Below are 18,022 nucleotides of genomic sequence, written 5' to 3'. Positions count from 1 at the left end.
TCCCGGGGGTGGATACCGACACGCGGCACGCGCGTCACGACAGTCGCGGGTCTGCCCGGCCGGGCTCGGTCTGGGCCCCGGCGTCAGCGGGTGCCGGTGGCGTGGGGACACGGTGCCCGGCGGCGCGGGCGGCGGCGCAGATGATCTCGCGGGCGCGCCCGGGGATGGGGTGAGGCAAAGCCCGGGTGGTGAAGGTGAACGGGTCGCTCTGCTGTCCGCCGATGAGCAGGCGTGCGGCGGCGTGATGGGCGTCGAGGTGGGTGAGGTCGTGTTCGCTGAGTGCGGGGGCGGTGTGGCGGGCCAGGTCGCGGGCGTCTTCGGGACTCGCGGAGAAGATGATCTTGTTTCGGGCGTTGGCGGAGATACCGTCGCGTAGTTCGCGAGGCAGTTGGCTGAGGTTTTGATGGGCCAGGACCAGCCCGAGACGTAAGCTGCGGGCTTCGGCGAGCATGTCCTCGACCGGGGTGGCCAGGTTCAAGAAGTTGTGTGCCTCATCGAGGACCAGGCTGGCGTCGGCTCGGCGGGCGGGCTCGGTGGCGGCGCGTGCGGTGATGGCTTGCCAAGTGCGTGCCACCAGCAGCGAACCGAATAGACGGGTGGTGTCCTCGGTGAGCGTGCCCTTGGGTAGCCGGGCCAGGCAGATGCCGCCGTGGTCGAGGATCTCGCCCAGGTCGACGGTGCAGGGCCCGGCCGCTAGCGCGTCGCGTACGAATGGGCGCAGCAGGAACTGCCTCGTCTTGTTCAGCAGCGGGGCGACGACCTGGGCGCGAGCGGCGTCGGACAGCTCGGTATATGAGGCCCAGAATCCGCGCAGTACCGGGTCGGTGATCTCGCGGGTGATCCGTTCAAGATTGGCTTGCCCGGTCAGCAGTTTGACCAGGTCGATCAGGGTGGGGGTGCCGGGGCGGGCGCACAGGGTACGCAGACTCGCGCGCAGCACGTCGTCGGTGCGCGGTCCCCACCAGCGCGCGTAGATGCGGGAGAAGATGTTGACGAGGTTCTCCACCGCCAGGTCCAGCCCCGCCGAGGTGGTGTCGAGTGGATTCAGACACGGCGGGCGGTGGGTGGCATCGGCATCGAAGAGCACGACCTTGTCCGCGACGCGGCGCGGCAGCCGGGACAGGACGTCGCTGATGAGGTCGCCTTTGGGGTCGATCACCACGACGCCGCGCCCGGCGTCGGCGTCATCGAGGATCAGGTTGGCGAGCAGGGTGGATTTGCCGACACCGGTCGCGCCGATCACGTGCGTGTGGTGGCGGGTGTCGGCGACCGGCATCGCCACCGGCCGCTGCCCGGTTCCGGCGTCGGCGAGCCCGAGGGGTTTGGTGTGCGCGCCGCCGAGCGGGATCAGGCTCGCCGGGGCCACCGCTCGCGATCCCGCGCGCGTCAGCCCGGGTACCGAGGAGTCATAGGGCAGGTGCGCGATACCGGCGAGCTCGGGAGTCGACAGCAGATCCCCACGCCCGAGTCGCCGCGCTGTCAGTGCGGTGGCGAGCCGCAACCGGCGGTGGTGACGGTAGTAGTTGAGGTCGGCGCACGACCCGAACACCGTGGCCAGGGCGTTGGCGCGGCCTCGGGCGACCGCGCGTGCGACCGCGATCGTCTCTCGGTCGGCGTTGGCGGGGACCGCGACGGTGACGGCGTAGCGGATGATTGTCTCGTAGCGCGGGCCGCGTGCTTTGGTGACTGCTGCCCGGGTCGCGGTGGAGTCTTCCAGGCGCGCGAACCGGTCGGCGGGCATACCGCGTGCCTGTGACCGTGACACCGGTCGGGGTATCAGGACGCTGGCCAGTTCGACCAGCAGAGCTTGCACGGCCGCGAGTGCACCGTTCAACGCGCCGCCCAGCGTGCCGCGCAGGCCGCTGGGTGTCCTCTGGTGCACGCGACGGCCGGTGACCGGGCGGGCGAGAACCTGCACGCACGCGGCCTGGGCGAGGTCGAGATCGGCGGCGGCGGTGAGCAGGTCTCGGGCGATATCGCCGTCGCCGTAGTCGATGCGAATGGGAAAGCCTTCGGCTCGGCCCAACCGCAGCTCCCCGCCGGTCAGTATCCGGCGGCATCCGGCGGTGGGGCTCGGTAACGGCGGGTCGGCGAGGTCGAGGGTTCGGGTGCGGGCTCCGGGCCAGGCCGAGGCGACCGCGCGTTCGATCAGGCCGGGCGGGATCACCTGCGGCACCCACAGGCCGAGGGTGACCCCGTGGCCGCCGACGACGCGGTATTCGAACGCCAGGTGCGGCTGCCCGCACACCAGGCGTTTCCATGCTGGGCACAACAGCCCGATCAGGTGCGCCCACAGCGCCTGGGCCGCGCCCGGGTCGACCGTCGGCGGGCACAGGATCGTGACGTGGCGGGCACCAGTGGCCAGCCTGGCGCGGCGTACTCGTCGTACCATGGCGCCCGCGGCGAGCACACCTGCCACTACCACCCCGGCCGCGATCCCACGGGCAGGGGTGAGCGGCCATCCGGCGAGCTCGGCGATCCGCTCCAGCACCGCGCCCGGATCGAGTAGCAGACGGCCCAGCCGATCCTGAGGCGTATCCGTCAGGGCCGATCTCATGCGGCTTTCCGATCGTCGAGGACGATCTCGTCGACGTTGTCATCGACGTCGTCGCCGAGGTCGGGTCGCTCGGTCAGCGGTGACGTGGCTTCGCCGAGCTCGATATCGGCCTCAGAGCCCTCGGTGAGGGTCGTTCCGAATTGCGGGCTGGTGGTGATCAGAGCGTCTTCGGCCGCCGAGGCCAGCGAAGCGAAGACCGCATGGTGCTGGCCGGTGGCGAGCAGGCCCTGCCCCCGCGCGGCGGTGAGCAGGAATGCCCGCTCGCCGTCCGAAAGCGCGAACGCGGCGCTGACCTCGTCGATGGCTTGGGTGGCCTGGCGCAACAGGATCTGGGTGGCGGCGTTGGCAACGATGGCCTTGCCCAGCTCGGTCGAGAGCACATCACCGACGTCTTGAGTTGCCACGGTGAGTCCGGTCCAGTGCTTGCGGAACGATTTCGCTGCCTTGAACAGGAACTCCGCCCCGGCGGTTTGGCGCATCACCAGCCACGCCTCATCGACCACGACCAGGCGGGGCCGCCGGGTCGCGGGGTTGGCCACCCGACGCCAGGTGGCATCGAGAGCGAGCAGAGTACCCAGGGTTTTCAGCTCATCTGGCAACCCGCGCAGCGAGAACACGATGAGCCCACCTTCGGGGGCGGTCGTGGTGGGGCCATCGATCAGCCCGGCGAAGGCACCATGGCCGACGAACGGTCCCAACGCCGCCGCGAGTTCGGTACCTACGCTGGAGCCGCACGCCCGCAACTGCTCGACCAGGGTGCTCATCGTCGGGGCAGGACGAGTCCAGCTCGCCGGGTCCTCGGTGATCGCCGCGGCGGCGTATGCGGCGGTCATCGCGGTGTCGAGCACCGCCCGCTGGGCTGGCGACTGCTCCCCGAGTAGCACCCGGATCACGGTGTGGCCGAACAGTTTCCGGCGGGTGAGCGCGTCGGCGGGCGCGCACCGGCGGCCGTCGGGCCGCACGTGGACCTCGATATCGAAGGGATTGAGTCGTACCCCGGATGCGCCCAGCGCCAGATAGGTGCCACCGACCGCGTCGGCAAGTGCCCGGTATTCGTCCTCGGGGTCGATCACGGTGGCCTCGATGCCGCGATGCAACGACCGCAACAGCTCCGATTTCACGAAATAGGACTTGCCCGAACCGGAGCGGCCGAGGATCACCGCGTTGTGGTTGTGCATGTCTTGGCTGAAACGGTCGAAAAACAGCAGCCCACCGGCAGCGTCACGGCCGTAGAGAACCCCGTCGGGGCGATGCGCCTGCACCGGATCGGCGACCGGGAGCTGTGGCGAGGTGAACGGGAACGCCGCCCCCAACGCGGCGGTGTCGAAGGTACGGTGCGCCCGAACGAGATCCAGTCCTAGCGGTAGCGTCGCCGCCCACCCCTGCACCGCCCGGTAGGTGAGATGGCAGGTGTCGACCAGCAGGCTCGCGGCCAGGGTGCGCACTGCGGCGACTTCCTCGGCGAGTTCGGTTTCGCTGGCCGCGTGCACGCTCAGGTAGAGCCCAACCCGGAACAAGCGGCCCTCACCGCGGGCCACCCGCGCTGAGAGCTCGGCGGCGTCCTCGGCCGCGACGTCGATCTGCGGGTCGGGCAGGCGGCCGTGGCTGGCGGCGTGCCAGCGCGAGGATTCCAGGCGGGCGAGCTGGCGACGCAGCCGGGTGGCGGCGGTGGCCGGGTCGATCGGGTCAATGTGCACTGCGACATCGACGCGGCCGGGGTGGGCCAGCAGTGGCGCGAGCCAGCCGGGCGTGACCTCGCGGGGGTAGCCGGTCACCGCGAGTGTGGCCACCCAGTCCGTGCCGACCTCGAGGTGACGGGCCCCGATGGTCAACGATTGTGGCGCGAACGCCGCCCCCGGTCCCCGCAGGGCGCGTCGGACCTGCCGAGACCGGGCCGGGGCGGTGTCGGCGGCGGGCTGGCTGTCGGTGTCGTCGTCACCGAGGTCGGCGCTGGTGGCGGTGGTGATGATTCCGTCCGGGGTGGCGATGTCGGCCGAGTACGGCACGAGGCTGCCGGGATTGGTGGCGCTGGCCAGGACCGTGGTGGCTTGGGTGTCATCGAGTGCGGTGACTGTGACCCCCATCGGGGCGAGGAGCTCGCCGGCCTCGGTGAGTCGGCGTACAAGCCGAGCCTCGGCGGCGCGGCGCGCGGCAGCCGAGGCGGCACGGGCGCTGCGGCGGCGACCCGCGATCAACCCACCCAGGATCGCTCGCGCTGACGGTCCGGCGAGGCCGCCGGTCGCGGCGGTGGCCGTGTCGAGGGGTTCGCGCCACACCAGCAGCACCTGACGGTGCAGCAGATCCTCGGTCGCGGCGAGCTCGGCCAGATGGGCAGCGTGGCTGTAGGCGGCTTCGGCGAGCTCGGGCGACATCTGCGCGGCCCCGCTGCGTAGTGCGGTGATGCGGCCGGTCAGATCCAGGCGGGTCGCGCGGATCAGGATCTGCACTGGCTGGCGCAGCGTGTGCAGCCAGCCGCCGAGCTGCGCGACCAAAGCGTCCTGCTCGGCCGGGGTGCGCAGGCTCAGGTTGACTGTCCCGGCGAGCGCGATCACCGCGAGGCCATCGGCGCCGAGGTCGATCACCCCGACCTCACCGTTGCCGGTGACCGCCTCGGGCAACCGAAGATCGGCCGCCGACAACGGTTGTGCGCCACCACAATCGCGGTGGCTCGCGGCGCGGGCTGTGAGCCACCGCGGCGCAGGGTTCAGGGCATCGGCATTCACGAGTCGGCTGGGACGGAGCCGGTGGCTGATCGCGGCGAAGAGCAATCGGTCGCCGGAGAGGCCGTCGCGGGTGGTGAGTGCTCCGGCGGCCACGGCGGTGCCGATCGGTACCGCACACGCCACGAACAGCGGCGCGGACACCCAGGCCCGGGTCAGCATCCATCCCAGGTAGACGGCGAGGCCGGTGATGGCCAGGATCGCGACCTGGCGGGCGGTGAACACACCGATCAACCGATCGGGGCGATCGACATCGGCGGGAATGCGAGTGGCGTTCATTGGGAACCTCCAGAGCTGGGGCGACGACGGCGGCGGCGGCGGACGGGCAGATCGGGCATCGGCAGGTGCAATTGGCGGCCGACCGTCGGTGAGGGCGGTGGTTGCGGCGGCGGTGTGACCGGGGCGCGGGGCGGTGCCGGGACGCGGCGCACCTCCAGCGGTAGCGGGTACTGGCCACCGCGCAGCGGACGCAGCCCGGCATACGGGTCGGTTGCGGCGGTCGGGGTGAAGTCGAACGTCAGTTGCCGACTGGAGGCACCGGTCGCCGGTTTCGGCTTGGCCACCGGCGAGGGTGGGGTGGGAGCGGGGCGCGGGATTCGGGGCACGGTGATCGGCAGCCGGTACTGCCCGTCACGCCCCAACCGGGGCTTGGGCCCGAGGTCGACTCCGCCGTGGAACGGTGGCCACGGCAACATCAACTGCTCGTCCGCTGTCTGGCGACTCGCGAGCTGGGGTGCGGGCGTGGGCGTGCTCGGCGGCGAGGCCGGACGTTTGACCCGGCGTACACCCGACAGCGGCAACATCAGCTGCCCGCTGGCGGTGGCACGGACCTTCGCATATGGGTCGGGCGTCGGAGCCGGTCGGCCTGCGGGCGGCCCGACAGGTCCTCCGCGCGCGGCCGAGGACAATCCTGCACCGGCGGCCTTGAGCAATCCGAAGCTCTTGTAGGCAACGAACCCGCGTATTACCGAGGACACGAGCCCGCGGCCGTGGCCGATCTTGAGCACCGACAGCAGCCAGAACGGGATCTTGACCAGGATCAGCGCCATCGCGAGGGCGACGATCATGCTGACCAGGCCGGACTCGGAGGGGCCGAAGAACCTCCAGCCGCCTGGGGACAGGAACACCCGAAGCCCGGTGATCAACACCAGAGACTGCACCACCTGGATCGCCAGGCAGGCGGTGAAGCTGCGCCACCACCAGCGAGCGATGGCCTCGGTACCCGGCAGCGCGTAGCACATCATTGCCAGCGGGGCGGCCACCACGAGCACGACAGTGATCGCGACCCGGATGACGTAGGTGATCAGCAGTGTCACCAGCACCACGGTCAGCGCGTTGAGCATCAAGAGGGCGAACAGATTCGTTGCGGTGCCCGCGCCGAAGTGCATCATGTCCCTCAGCGCTGCCGTCGCGGAGTCGGTGTCGGCTCCGGACCCTGCCAGCGCCGTGGCGAGGCCGTTGGCGAGGCGGATGGCGTGGGCGGCCAGAGTCATGCTCATCGCCCCGGCGACGAACCCGACCACCAGCCGGGGCAGAAGCTCGCGCCACCCCCATCGGGTCTGCAGGGTCTCGTGCGCCATGAGCAGGATCCCCGCCGCGACCACCAGAACGCCGTACATCGCGAGCACCAGCTGCCAGTTCGCCGACCACAGTTGCCCGATCCGGGGCAGGTCCGAGAGCTCCGGGGTGGTCAGCAGAGAACTCGACAGCAATTCCAACAGCGGGTTGAGCGCCGAATCGACCAGGCGGCGGAAGAACCCGTCGATGGCGTCAGCGACGCATCCCGAGATGTGACGCACCCCGCATTCGGGCTCACTGCCGCTGTTTGCCGCGTCGGGGTCGGGTGGGGTGCCCGGCTGTCCGGGACGCGCCGGTCCGGGCGTACCCGGCGCTGTCGGCACACCGGATGGGGTCGTGCCAGCGCCCGGCGGCACGGGCCCAGGCACAGGCGCGGCCGGGGTGGTCAATGTGGGCGGCGGGGCCGGGCTGCCGGTGGGCTCAGCGGCACCGGGACCCGTCCCGAACACCCCGATCGCCAGCACCGCGGCGAGGACGATCACGATCCGGCGTGGTCGCGGTATCGGCGGCGAGCCGCCGCGCAGCTGGGCAGTCATTGTCAGCCGCCCACAATCGACTTGAGCACTGCCACCACCAGCGGGGCCAGCATCGCCAGCGCGTATCCCACGCACGCCGCCTTCAAGGCGGTCTTGGCGCGTTCTACCTCGCCGGGATCACCCGCGCAGATCAGATACCGCGCACCGCCGACGGTGAGACAGACCGTCGCGATGAGCGCCAAGATGCCGACCAGCCAGTTGCGCAGGTTGTTGAGCACCTCATCGAAGGATCCAGCGACAGCGAGGATCGAGATCGATTGCGCGGCAGCCGGTCCGGTCGCGTACACCGCCACACAGCACAGTGCGGCGGCGCACACCAAGGCGCGGGCGAGCCCTTTGCGGAAACTGTCGACACACTCTCGACCAGATATCGGGGCCAGAACGCGGGTTATGCGCATCGGCGAGTCACCTCCACAGGAGCCGGATACGCGGGGACAGGTGTTGTCCTCGTGTGCGAGGTAGTTGCAGGTACCAGCCCCGATTGCGACACCGGCCGGGCAGAAACGCCTGTGCCGTGTCCGCGAGTAGTGCGGGCAGCCGCGTCCAGTGCCTGGGCTTCGACCTCATTGCGCGGGTCCGCGTCGGCGAGGCGCTGTTTCAGCCAGTCCGCGAGTTGGCGTTCGGCGCGCGAGCGGCGCTTCTCCAACCGCTTGTACGGCTCACCCCACTCGACGGCCACCGCGGTGAGGCTGCGTGCTTCCAGGCGGGTGACCGCGATCAACTCGGCCGCGCCTGCACTGATCACGCCCTCGGCTACCGCTTGGACCAGCAACAGCTCGGGGTGCCCGCTCGGCGCGCACCCCGAAGGATGCGGTCGGGCTCCGTGAATGGTCTCGGCCGCGATGGTGAGCTCTTCTGTGGGAAGGGCTGCGCGAGTCTCTCTGCTCACCCACGCGCGCCCGCCGACGTAGGCCGCCCATCGCAGCCGGGGCCACACCCCTGGCCGGTCCAGATCGATTCGCGCCAGCTCGATCAGGAACGCCGCCACGATGTGGGCTGCCACGTCGTGGCTATCGCAGGCTTGCTGCTCGCCGAAGCGCCGCGCCATCCCGCCCAGCATCGGCAAGGCCAGCCCCGCACATACCAGCACCGCGTCCTGGGCGTCGGGTCGTGCGCGCCGCACCAGCCACGCCCACACCTTGTCCATCAGCGACGGCGGCAACCCGGGATAGCACAGCAGCTCGCGCAACCCGTTCCAGCTGCCCACAGGTCGTCCGACCACCTGTTCCAGAGGCGGGGGCACCGGGTCTGCGGCTATCACCTCGAATGCCGCCCGGACCGACGCCAACAGCGCGACACCTTCACCACGCGGTTGCGGGGAAATCCGATTCTGCGAATTCATGACCATTCATCTCCCTCGTTGGGATCGGCAAATATTCCGACCCGGCAAGGACACCTGATGCCCGCCACAAAAAATCCACTAAAAATCCACCAAACGACCTCGAAAGCGCCACCAAACGACCTCCGATAAACACGCACTACCGGCGCGCCTCGGTGAACCAATCGACCGATTCAAAGCCGGGCACATGCCTCTGAACTGCGCGTGTGCGTGTTCTGTGGCGCTGCGGTGACAGGCGGGAGGTTCGACCGGCAATACCGCAAGGGGGGCTGCGCAAGAATTCTTGAAATTTGTCAGCGAGTAGTTCTCGCCTGTAGCTCGTGGCGTCGAAATGCTCCAAAGAGTTCAGCAAATGAATTCGTTGGGTAATTGCATGATTTCTCGGCCTTGGGTCGCAAAACGGGGGTGTTCATGCAACTGCGGTCATGCACACGTTTCTTTCCGAATCCAAGGAGCGCCTGTCATGACCCCACTCCCTCCCCGCCGATCCTCGCGCCGTCCGCGCGTCCCCCGCCGGTCGTCGGCCTCACCGCCCTCGACCCTGTGGACTGCGGGGACTGTGGGGTTCGAGCGCACAGGCTTCGGTCCGATTCCGGTGCTCTCCCGCGCGGTGCAGGAATTCAGCAGTCCACGCGGGTTGGTGTTGCTGGCGGCCTTGTCCCCCCGACAGCAGGCCAGCGCCCCCGAGGTGATGCAGCTGCTCGACACCGGTCTGGACCGGCGACGGCGGCCCCCGAGGGCGGCGACCCTCGCGGCGATCGGTTCCGGCGATGACCTCGCCGAGCTGATCATCGCCAGCCTGTTGCCGCCGATGCCCGCCTTACCTGGCCCTGAGCTGTTGACCTCGCTCACCCTCACCGCGGCCGACGCACTACACGCGGGCGGAATTCTGGTGGTCCTCACCCGCCACGCTCACGACCGCCATGGCCGCCTGCTCGACCCCACTGGTGCCGTAGTGACCGCCGCCCAAGCCGCTGACCTGGTGTATCTGTCCCACATCGTCGCCGCGCCCGTCACCGGCGCCGTCCCCGCTGCCCCAGCCAGCACAGCCCCACACCACAGCGCCCACTACAACGCCCACCTCGACCTCCTGGTGTTCCTGCGCCCCGGTTACGAGGACGCCTTCGAGTCACACGCCGGCCTCGAAGGCAAGGCGGCATGAGCCGCACACCCGCGCCCAGCTCTCTGCCACGTCGGCGCTCGCCGTCGCTAGTACCACCAACTCGACCTGCCCCGGCCGCAAGCCTGCTCTGGAACCACACCGCTGCCGACCTGTGCCCGCCCCATGACACTTCACGCGAGAGCGAGAACACCGTGACCGACATCCAGCCCCCGCGCCCGACACCCGAAACCGCGCCGGTCTCTGTGTGGGCGACCGGGCAACAGGTCCACGCCACCCAACGACAGGGTCGCTACCACCGCGACGGCACCGCCCACCCCGCGAAAATGCTGCCCGCCCTGGCCGCGCACGCCATCACCCAGTACACCCGCCCCGGCGATCTGGTCCTGGACCCGATGTGCGGAATCGGCACCAGCCTCGTGGAAGCCGTTCGCTGCGGACGCCGGGCCGTCGGCGTCGAATACGAGGCGCGATGGGCCGGGATCGCTCGCACCAGCTTGGACATGGCCCGCGACGCTGGATGGGACGAACACGCTGCTGTGTACACCGGCGACGCCCGCAGACTGGCCACCATCCTGCCCGCCGACTACCTCGGCACTGTCGACCTAGTACTTACCTCACCCCCCTACGGCGACTCCACTGGTGGACACGTGATCACCACACCTGGCCAGGGTGTGCGCAAGTTCGACCACCGCTACGGTTCGCCCCGCGACCGGGGCAACCTCGCCAACGTCGGCCTGGGCCGCCTGCTGTCCGGATTCACGACGATCCTCGCTGCCACCGTCCCCTACCTGCGTCCCGGCGGGCACATCGTTATCACCGCCCGGCCCTGGCGACACCGCGCCGAACTCATCGACCTGCCCACCTACCTGACTACGTGTGCTACCCAAGCAGGACTGGTGCCGGTCGAACGCTGCGTCGCCCTGCTCGGGCGCCTCACCAACGACGGCGAGCTGGTCTCCCACGCCTCGTTCTTCCAACGCAACCACGTCGTCAAGCAACGCCAGGCCGGAATACCCGCCCACGTCATCGCACACGAAGACGTCCTGATCTTCCAAGCGGACACCGGACACGCGACAGGGGCCAGAAAAACGGGGGACCATGCCGATGCTCCCAGCGCGCCGCCCTTACTCGGTTTCGCCGCATGACCTCACGAGCATCGAGCCGACCCCGTCGACGCTGGCGTCCGGTCACACCGGGGCGGGCGACGCGCCAGCGTCGCGTGTGTCGCGATCGTGCTGTCGCGCAGGGGTGTTCGGGCCGAGTTGGTGGTGGGCGCCGGTGTCGCATGGGCTGGATTCGCGTTCGGTGCAGTGCTGTCGGTGGCGGCGAACTGGCTGCATACCTGGCTTCCAGCCGCGACAATGCCCGACGGATGGTGTCCTGGTGTCGCACCACAAATCGGGTCAGCGGTCTGGCCGATCGGCCTGCTGCTCAGCGTCGAGGTGTTGTCCCGCACGCGCTGGCGGCGCGGGCTGGCGTGGGTTCTGGGCCGATACTTCGGCGCAGGTAGCGTCGCAATCGGCTCGGCGATCATCTCCTACGGTCACGTCTATGACGTGTTGACCGCCTGGGACTACGGGCCCCTCGGCTCGGCCGTCGGACCCGTCGTACTCGACGGATTGATGGTCATCTCCGGGTTCGCACTGCTCTCGCAATCACAACCCACCGACGCCACCGCGACCGCGACGAACCACCACGACAGTCCGGCAACAACGGCCGACAATCCCAGCGACACACACCGAGACACACAAATCCGCGCCCTATATCAGCAGATCCCTTCGACCCGCGAAGTCGGGGAAGCATTCGGCCTACATCACTCCACTGTCGCTCGCATCATCGCGGCAGGCAGCAACCGCGACAGACCCGACACCCCCCTTCAACGACCCGACGGTGCGCGCGACAGTGAACGCGACAACACCACGGAGCAATCGAGGCGCTGATGCGTGGCCCTGCGGATAACCTCGTGAGGCTTACACATCGGGGTTAGTGCTCTCGTCCTGGGATGAGGCGCTCAAATAGCAGTTGGTTCCTGCCGCCAGGGTCAGCACGGTCCACGCCGATTGCTGGTCGCCGGTCATGGCCTGCCATTCGGTGTGGAATTCGCGGTTGTCGACGGGCCAGGAGTGGCGTGCGGAGAGTCGGCACACGCTCGATCGCAGTAGGGAGTCGACCGGATAGATCGTGAAGTCGTTGCTGTAGTCGGCAACAGCGCGACGGATCGTCTGCCGGTCGAGCTGAGGCAGGACTGCCGCGATCGCTTCGACCAGCTCGACGGGTTTCCCGTCGGAGCTCAGGAACCGGCTCCATCCCTCGCCGTGGTCGAGGTAGGCGCTGGCGGCCAGTTGCAGGGTCGGCTGCCTCACGCGCAGTTGCAGGTCGATGAAATCTTCCAATCCCAACCCGACCAGCACTTCTGGGCGGGGTAACAGCGACACCTCGCCGACGTGGGTTCGGACCAGGCGCCCGTAGGCGCGGCACAGCTGGGTGTAGAGGTGTCGGACCTGTTTGGGTGTCGCGAATTGTCCGAGGATGGCGGTACCGAGGGCATCCCAGAGCCAGGGGTTGGCCAGGCGGGAGACGGTGCCCAGGGCGCGAAGTGGTGCGGTCAGGGACAGCGGGCCGCACAGTTCGCCCGGATCGAAGTAGCCGACCACGGTGCGCGTCCCGACCGGGCCGACGGGTGAGCAGTCGATGAACAATCCTTGAGCGAGGTGATCCGCGGTCACGAGCGAGAGCTTGTGAGCGTCGTCGGTGACGACGCGGTGGGTGCGTCCGTCGGGGGCGTAAAACCAGCCCGGGTGGTCGAGCATCACGGTCGGCATTAGTGCTATCCCTTCAGTGACGGCGGTGGGGCCGGTTCGGGTCCGGGTGGGGGTGATGCCGCCCGCCGGGCCGTGTGGTGGTTACCAGAGGTGCAGGAAGAAGCCTGGTAGGCGGCGGGTGCCGTTGTGGAGTTCGTCGACGAGGTCTTGGTAGCCGGAGGCGAGATCCCACAGCCGGTCACAGGAGTCCTGATAGACGTCGTCGGGGGCGTGAGCGAGGGCCACGTAGGTCTGGTTGGTCAGCCGGGCGAGTCGATCGACGACTCGGCCAACGGTTTCGGTGTGCAGGGTGGCGGCGGGGGACGGCGGTGGGGCCGCGTCGGCGATCCATTCGTCGATCTCTCGGATCAACTCGATGCGCCGTAGCACCAACCTCCCACCGTCGCAGTCCGCGGTGATCTCGAGGCATTCGTGGACCTTCGCCAGTTCGGCAGCGGCATCGAGCATCGGATGGGTCGGGTCGAGCATCGGCATCCCGCGACATGCCGCCAGCAGCAGGTCCTTGCCGGGAATGGGGTCCACAGCGGACCTCCTGAGGTCGGGGCGGTGGTGGTTCATCGGAGCAGCGTTTCGTGCATCCATTCCAGGAACTCCGGGTAGTCCACCGCGCACGCGACGTCGATCGGGCGGCCGTGGGGGTCGCGGTAGAGGCGGGCGTCGCGTTCGATCCGTATCCGTTCAGTGCGGAAGGCGACGAAACGCTGATCGAGTGCAGCGCTGAGGGTGAGTGGGTCGTGCATCCAGCTGCCGCTGCGGCGGGCGAACCATGCCTGGAAGTTCGCCGCGAGCAGGCGCTGCCACGCGGTGGCGGTCGTGGATAGTAAGTGGCGCATCAATGCTGAGTCGGCGGTGATGTCGATGTGGGGGGAGTTGGTGAAGTCCGACAGCACCAGTCGCGGGCTCTGGACCGCACGTAGTGCCAGTCCTGCCGAGGAGGTATCGGTGTGCAGATTGTGTGATGCGCGGGTTTTATCGCGGTAGTGATCGAGCCAGCCCCCCATCTGGACCACCGACAGGCGGTCGGCCAGATCGGGGAAGCTGCACAAGACCAGAGCGAGGTTGGTCATCGGTCCCATCCCGACCCACACGATCGGCCCGCTCGTTCTTTCACATACTCCGGCGATCGCGTCGAGGAGCTCGCCGACGATATTGACGGGGTCGTCGGGTCGGCGGGGTGGCTGGCACGGGTGGTCGTGCATCACGAATCGGTGATTGCCGCCCATGTCTATGCCGGTGATGACGGGGACGTCGTGGCGGTCCAGGGCATCGAGTGCGCACCGAGCCAGCCGAGCACGACGCCCCTGCGTCTCGTCCGCGGTGATGACGGCGAGATCATCTACTGTGCGTGCGGCTATCGCCAAGGCGACGAAATCGTCTGGGTCGTAACCGATATCGGTGTCCAGAATCATCAGACTCTTGCTGGGGTCTGGTCGGAGGGGTGGTGCGGGTTGTTGACTGGCGAGCGGTGTGGTTTCGAGCATCATCGGGTTTCCTAATCTCTCTGGGCGTGCTGGTCTGGTGGGGGTTGATGAGGGCGGCGCTGGCCGGAGCGCACGGACTTGGCTAGCCGTGGCCGACCCGTAGTCGTGTGGTCTGGAACAGCCGATACCGCAGGCGCGGTGCATCTGGGCGGGGTTGATCTGGCGGTGTGTCCCATGCCTCGATGACCAGGGTGTTGATGTCGCTCCAGCGGATCCGGACACTGACCGCTTGTGCGCGCAGCCAGGGTTGGTGCTCGAACCAGCAGCGGTTCACGACGTCGGCGACGATCAGCCGCGTGGTTTTCTCGACCAATAGCGCGGCCTGGTGGACGTTCCAGTGCTGGCAGAACCAGGACGCCGCCTCGACCGCCCGCCCGACCGGGTCAGCTCCCATGGGCGCTGTTGCGGTGGTGGCCAACGCCGCCCAATCCATCGGCGGCGGGTCGGTCAGCTCTACAGAAGTCATGGGGCACCGAGCTTTCTGGTGTAGTTGTCTAGGGCATCCACAACCGTTGGCAGGGAAAGGGTTTCAACCCGGGGGTCAGGTTGTGGTCGATCGTGACCATGGCCAGATGCTGGAGGTTGGCCGCGTGCGCGAAGGCGAGGGCGGCGCATTCCTCGCCGCAAAAATGCAGGACCGGTCCGTCGTAGAAACAGACAGTCAGATGACACTGCGACATCGCGACCACACCCCGTCCGGCTACATCGGTCTGGGAACGGATTCGGCAGTCTGGCTTGCCATTACGCGGCATCGAGGCCAGCGCTGCGGGAGTAGCGCTGTCCACACCTCAGCGCTGTGCCGCAACACGCCCAGCCAACCCTTGATCTGCGCGGCCGAGGGCACCATCACGACATCGACGGCCTCGAAATCCAGACCGGCGAGCAACTGGCAGAAGCTCGAATCCGACTGCGCCAGAAGAACTCCGCCAGCGGCTAACTGAACTCTGCGACTGGCGGCAAGCGCTTCGAGACTGGCAACATGGGCATCGCCCTGTGAACCCGAAAGATCCAGGCGCACAATCGCATACGCGTGCACGGTCATGACCGGCCCCCAGGAGCCTGGCAGGTGAATGGCGGCCGGGGTGCCTTACCGTATGAGCTGTATAGCGGCAGCGGGAGGTCGAACCAGGTCAGCGTGCCCCCGCCTTCGCGCCGGTCGCGGCCGACACTGGCGCGATGCTGATCGCACAGCTCCTGTAGTGCGACACTGATCGGTTCGTGGGCGTGGTCGCGGGTCTCTTCGAACGTCACCACCAACCGGTCCGGATAGCGCAGCCAGCACACAGTTAATTGGTTCGCACCCGGCGCCTGATTCGCACGAGCGGTGAAACGGACTGCCGCCCTGACGACTTCGGTCAGTAGCGCATCTACTTGATCGACCAGATCGCAGAGTCCGGTCCGGGAGAGGTGCCGGTGGGAACTGAGCCGGATGACCTCGAGTGCCAAACCGTAGGCGTCGACCTGCTCGACACCCAGTTCCACCGGGCGGTCCTCATCCCATCCCTCGTCTTCCTCGGCGAGACGATCCTCGCCTCGGTCCAACCGCACCGCACGCGGCGTCGAGACCGGATGCACATACTCCACCGACGCAGACCGACTGGCCTGCGAGATGCGTTCCAGTACAACATTTCTCGGAGCACCGAGACCATCGAAATGGGCGGGGTCCGGTGCGATCACATACTCGCCACCCCACCGCGACAACGCATTCAACATCGCCATGAACGCCGGTGTCGGCGGCGGAGAAGCAACCAAACGGGCCAGCTCGACACCGTTCCGGGACGCGATCTCGTGCAGCTGCTCCATGACCCAGCCATCCGAACACTCATCCAGGGCGACCAGCAACGACCACAAAACGGCGGTCGGTGAACCAGCTTCGCAGAACACCCGACCGGCGAGACTGCCACCACACTCAGCAGCGAGCGTCTCCATCTGGGCCTCTACCTCGGCGTACTGCGATCCCACCAGCGGGAGCTGCATATACCCATACATTTCAATGGTCATTCGCACTCCCCCAGCAAGCCAGGAGGGGAGGGTTACCGCCCCCTGGCGTGAATCCGCCGCGATGTGCCCCAGGTGGCGTCAGGTTGCTAGCCACCGGTGCGGAATCGACCTTTTGACTCAGCATTGACTTGTCTCCTTGTCTCACTTCTATGCAGATGACGAATAGATGATGATGTGATTGACGACACATCTGACGATAGCGTTGACTAGTCGTCAAAACAACATGCAGCGTAGGATTTCGCTGGACCTGTAGGATTTGCGCCGGACCTGGACCGAAGGGAGTCGCGTTGCCGCCGATGTCACCCACGGTCGCACGCTGGGAACTGCTGCTACGCCTCAACCACCTGCAAAAAGAGCAGAAGATCGACCCCAAGACGGCCGCGAGCGCACTCAAGATTTCCACGGCACACTGGTGGCGGTACCGCAGGCTCCCTCGCCATCGAGCTCCGCAACGACGGTAGCGCAGCAATCAAGGGCAAAGGCCCGCGCGGGCAGACTGTGGCGCTGGACTACACCCCGCAAGAATGGGATGCGTTCGCCAAAGGCGTGGTGGCGGGCGAGTTCGTCGCCCTGTGACACTGAGAAAGTCGTGCCGGTTCGGGCCTCCCGCTCCCTGCGTCATGGCACTAGAGCGGGTGCATCGACCGCGAGGTCAAGTATGTGCAACGCAAGGTCTTCGGCGGCGTGTGGACGTCCGAGAGCCCTAGCAGCTTGAGACATGGTTGCCCGCTGACCGGGTTCGGTCAGCAGCGTGTGCAGTGCGTGCTGCAGCTTGGTGTGTGTTGCTTCCTCGTTGATGAGGGCTCGTGCGGCTCCGTGGTCGGCTAGGTGGCGTGCTCCGCGGATTTGTTCGCCGTCTACAGAGTGTGGATATGGAATCAGAATTGATGGTTTGCCGAGGGCGGTGAGCTCGGCCAGGGTTCCGGCGCCTGAGCGGGAGACGATGAGGTCGGCGAGGGCGAGTACGTGCGGAAGTTCGGTGCCGACGAATTCACGAGGCACATAGCGAGGGCGCAGTCGGTTGGGCAGTTCGGTGGCTTGATGCCGAGCTTTGTCAATGGAGCTTCGTCCGCACTGGTGAATGACGTTGGCCTCGTTCAACAGTTCGGGTAGAACGGCGCTGATGAGCTCGTTGATCTGAACCGCTCCTTGCGCACCACCGGTGATGTAGACGGTCGGCAAGGCTGAGTTGTAGCCCGACCAGTCGAGAGCTTCGATCGCCTCGTGTGGCTCGCCGCTTGTCAGCGTGGCCCGGATCGGGTTGCCGGTGACAACTGCACGGGTGCGCAGTTTGGTGGGGAGCAGGTCAAGGGATGCCGTTGAGCTGAGAGCAATGCGGGTGGCAGCTCGGGCGAGCAGGTGGTTGGCCCGTCCGATTCCGGTGGTCTGTTCGTGGATGACGAGAGGTCGGCGGTTGAGGGCGGATGCGATTCCGATGGGGGCTGAGACGTACCCGCCGGTGCACAGTATGGCGTCGGGTCGGCATCGGCGTACGAGGTTGTGCGCGGTGAGCACGCTGATCGGAAGTCGTAGGGCGTCTTTGGCGTTCGCAATGTTGAGCATCTTGAGCGGATTGCGGTCGCGGCGCAGCTTGCCTGATCGTATTGCGGCGAAGGGGACGTCGTTTTCGGCCGCGATGCGTTGTTCGAGGCTGTCTGGTGTACCGACCCACAGCAAATCGATCGTGGTCCCGGCTTCTGCGGTCAACGCACGTAATGCTCGGGCGGTGGCTGCTGCGGGGTAGGTGTGGCCGCCTGTTCCGCCGCCGCAGAGGATGACGCGCACAGGTGCATGGCCTGTCAGACGTTGCAGGATGTCGTGGCGGTCGAGAGGGCGGTCCACGGTGGCGCTCCTGATCAGGTGGG

16 protein-coding genes are annotated in these 18,022 nt (G+C 67.6%); 3 read left to right on the top strand and 13 right to left on the bottom strand.

The features are described from left to right. Positions 1-34: 34 nt before the first annotated feature. Genes ABZ942_RS13325 through ABZ942_RS13305 form a run of 5 tightly spaced genes read right to left on the bottom strand, consistent with a single transcriptional unit; the run spans position 35 to position 8,733 of the window. Complete coding sequence (locus tag ABZ942_RS13325; protein ID WP_357381457.1) at positions 35-2,557, bottom strand: type IV secretion system DNA-binding domain-containing protein; 2,523 nt, start codon at positions 2,555-2,557, stop codon at positions 35-37. Beyond that, positions 2,554-5,556 (bottom strand): PrgI family mobile element protein, encoded by a 3,003-nt coding sequence (locus ABZ942_RS13320; RefSeq protein ID WP_357381455.1) that lies wholly within the window; start codon positions 5,554-5,556, stop codon positions 2,554-2,556. The genes ABZ942_RS13325 and ABZ942_RS13320 overlap by 4 nt, the downstream gene beginning before the upstream one ends. After that, positions 5,553-7,391 (bottom strand): hypothetical protein, encoded by a 1,839-nt coding sequence (locus ABZ942_RS13315; protein ID WP_357381453.1) that lies wholly within the window; start codon positions 7,389-7,391, stop codon positions 5,553-5,555. The genes ABZ942_RS13320 and ABZ942_RS13315 overlap by 4 nt, the downstream gene beginning before the upstream one ends. Before the next feature lie 2 nt (positions 7,392-7,393). Beyond that, on the bottom strand, positions 7,394-7,789 hold the full coding sequence (locus ABZ942_RS13310; protein ID WP_357381451.1) for a pilin: 396 nt from the start codon (positions 7,787-7,789) through the stop codon (positions 7,394-7,396). Beyond that, the gene (locus ABZ942_RS13305; protein ID WP_357381449.1) at positions 7,780-8,733 is read right to left on the bottom strand and encodes a hypothetical protein; all 954 of its coding nucleotides are present in this window, start codon (positions 8,731-8,733) and stop codon (positions 7,780-7,782) included. Before ABZ942_RS13305 ends, ABZ942_RS13310 begins: the two co-directional genes overlap by 10 nt. 460 nt (positions 8,734-9,193) lie before the next feature. On the opposite strand from ABZ942_RS13305, the gene ABZ942_RS13300 reads away from it, so the two are divergent. The 3 genes from ABZ942_RS13300 (at position 9,194) to ABZ942_RS13290 (ending at position 11,793) form a co-directional block, all read left to right on the top strand. Continuing rightward, positions 9,194-9,892, top strand: coding sequence for a hypothetical protein (locus ABZ942_RS13300; RefSeq protein WP_357381447.1), 699 nt, complete (start codon positions 9,194-9,196; stop codon positions 9,890-9,892). 152 nt (positions 9,893-10,044) lie between these two features. Then, positions 10,045-10,998, top strand: coding sequence for a DNA methyltransferase (locus tag ABZ942_RS13295; RefSeq protein ID WP_357381445.1), 954 nt, complete (start codon positions 10,045-10,047; stop codon positions 10,996-10,998). Positions 10,999-11,085: 87 nt separating this feature from the next. Beyond that, positions 11,086-11,793 carry a hypothetical protein gene (locus ABZ942_RS13290; RefSeq protein ID WP_357381443.1) on the top strand — a complete coding sequence of 236 codons (708 nt, stop codon included), beginning with the start codon at positions 11,086-11,088 and terminating at the stop codon, positions 11,791-11,793. Between the two features lie 30 nt (positions 11,794-11,823). On the opposite strand, the gene ABZ942_RS13285 is transcribed toward ABZ942_RS13290, so the two are convergent. The 8 genes from ABZ942_RS13285 to ABZ942_RS13250 form a co-directional block, all read right to left on the bottom strand. Beyond that, on the bottom strand, positions 11,824-12,675 hold the full coding sequence (locus ABZ942_RS13285) for a hypothetical protein (protein ID WP_357381442.1): 852 nt from the start codon (positions 12,673-12,675) through the stop codon (positions 11,824-11,826). Positions 12,676-12,756: 81 nt separating this feature from the next. Further along, entirely contained in the window at positions 12,757-13,197 is a 441-nt protein-coding gene (locus tag ABZ942_RS13280) for a DUF4254 domain-containing protein (protein ID WP_357381440.1), read from the bottom strand. A 32-nt stretch (positions 13,198-13,229) separates the two neighbouring features. Beyond that, positions 13,230-14,084, bottom strand: coding sequence for a nucleoside hydrolase (locus ABZ942_RS13275; RefSeq protein ID WP_357381438.1), 855 nt, complete (start codon positions 14,082-14,084; stop codon positions 13,230-13,232). 154 nt (positions 14,085-14,238) lie between these two features. Continuing rightward, a complete protein-coding gene (locus tag ABZ942_RS13270; RefSeq protein ID WP_357381436.1) occupies positions 14,239-14,622 on the bottom strand; it encodes a hypothetical protein in 384 nt (127 codons plus the stop codon). A gap of 28 nt (positions 14,623-14,650) precedes the next feature. Continuing rightward, on the bottom strand, positions 14,651-14,836 hold the full coding sequence (locus ABZ942_RS13265; protein ID WP_357381434.1) for a hypothetical protein: 186 nt from the start codon (positions 14,834-14,836) through the stop codon (positions 14,651-14,653). Between the two features lie 20 nt (positions 14,837-14,856). Next, positions 14,857-15,198 (bottom strand): hypothetical protein, encoded by a 342-nt coding sequence (locus ABZ942_RS13260; protein ID WP_357381432.1) that lies wholly within the window; start codon positions 15,196-15,198, stop codon positions 14,857-14,859. Beyond that, a complete protein-coding gene (locus ABZ942_RS13255) occupies positions 15,195-16,157 on the bottom strand; it encodes a hypothetical protein (protein WP_357381430.1) in 963 nt (320 codons plus the stop codon). Before ABZ942_RS13255 ends, ABZ942_RS13260 begins: the two co-directional genes overlap by 4 nt. Positions 16,158-16,775: 618 nt before the next feature. After that, positions 16,776-17,999 carry a UDP-N-acetylglucosamine--N-acetylmuramyl-(pentapeptide) pyrophosphoryl-undecaprenol N-acetylglucosamine transferase gene (locus ABZ942_RS13250; protein ID WP_357381428.1) on the bottom strand — a complete coding sequence of 408 codons (1,224 nt, stop codon included), beginning with the start codon at positions 17,997-17,999 and terminating at the stop codon, positions 16,776-16,778. Between the last annotated feature and the right edge of the window lie 23 nt (positions 18,000-18,022).

This window comes from Nocardia sp. NPDC046473, from assembly GCF_040645995.1.
Classification (GTDB): domain Bacteria; phylum Actinomycetota; class Actinomycetes; order Mycobacteriales; family Mycobacteriaceae; genus Nocardia.
This window is presented reverse-complemented; position numbering and strand designations above follow the sequence as displayed.

Excerpts from the sequence above, each read along its gene's own strand:
- ABZ942_RS13325 (WP_357381457.1), bottom strand. The coding sequence starts at position 2,557 with ATGAGATCGGCCCTGACGGATACGCCTCAGGATCGGCTGGGCCGTCTG.
- ABZ942_RS13320 (WP_357381455.1), bottom strand. The coding sequence starts at position 5,556 with ATGAACGCCACTCGCATTCCCGCCGATGTCGATCGCCCCGATCGGTTG.
- ABZ942_RS13315 (WP_357381453.1), bottom strand. The coding sequence starts at position 7,391 with ATGACTGCCCAGCTGCGCGGCGGCTCGCCGCCGATACCGCGACCACGC.
- ABZ942_RS13310 (WP_357381451.1), bottom strand. The coding sequence starts at position 7,789 with ATGCGCATAACCCGCGTTCTGGCCCCGATATCTGGTCGAGAGTGTGTC.
- ABZ942_RS13305 (WP_357381449.1), bottom strand. The coding sequence starts at position 8,733 with ATGAATTCGCAGAATCGGATTTCCCCGCAACCGCGTGGTGAAGGTGTC.
- ABZ942_RS13300 (WP_357381447.1), top strand. The coding sequence starts at position 9,194 with ATGACCCCACTCCCTCCCCGCCGATCCTCGCGCCGTCCGCGCGTCCCC.
- ABZ942_RS13285 (WP_357381442.1), bottom strand. The coding sequence starts at position 12,675 with ATGCCGACCGTGATGCTCGACCACCCGGGCTGGTTTTACGCCCCCGAC.
- ABZ942_RS13275 (WP_357381438.1), bottom strand. The coding sequence starts at position 14,084 with ATGATTCTGGACACCGATATCGGTTACGACCCAGACGATTTCGTCGCC.
- ABZ942_RS13270 (WP_357381436.1), bottom strand. The coding sequence starts at position 14,622 with ATGACTTCTGTAGAGCTGACCGACCCGCCGCCGATGGATTGGGCGGCG.
- ABZ942_RS13265 (WP_357381434.1), bottom strand. The coding sequence starts at position 14,836 with ATGTCGCAGTGTCATCTGACTGTCTGTTTCTACGACGGACCGGTCCTG.
- ABZ942_RS13260 (WP_357381432.1), bottom strand. The coding sequence starts at position 15,198 with ATGACCGTGCACGCGTATGCGATTGTGCGCCTGGATCTTTCGGGTTCA.
- ABZ942_RS13255 (WP_357381430.1), bottom strand. The coding sequence starts at position 16,157 with ATGACCATTGAAATGTATGGGTATATGCAGCTCCCGCTGGTGGGATCG.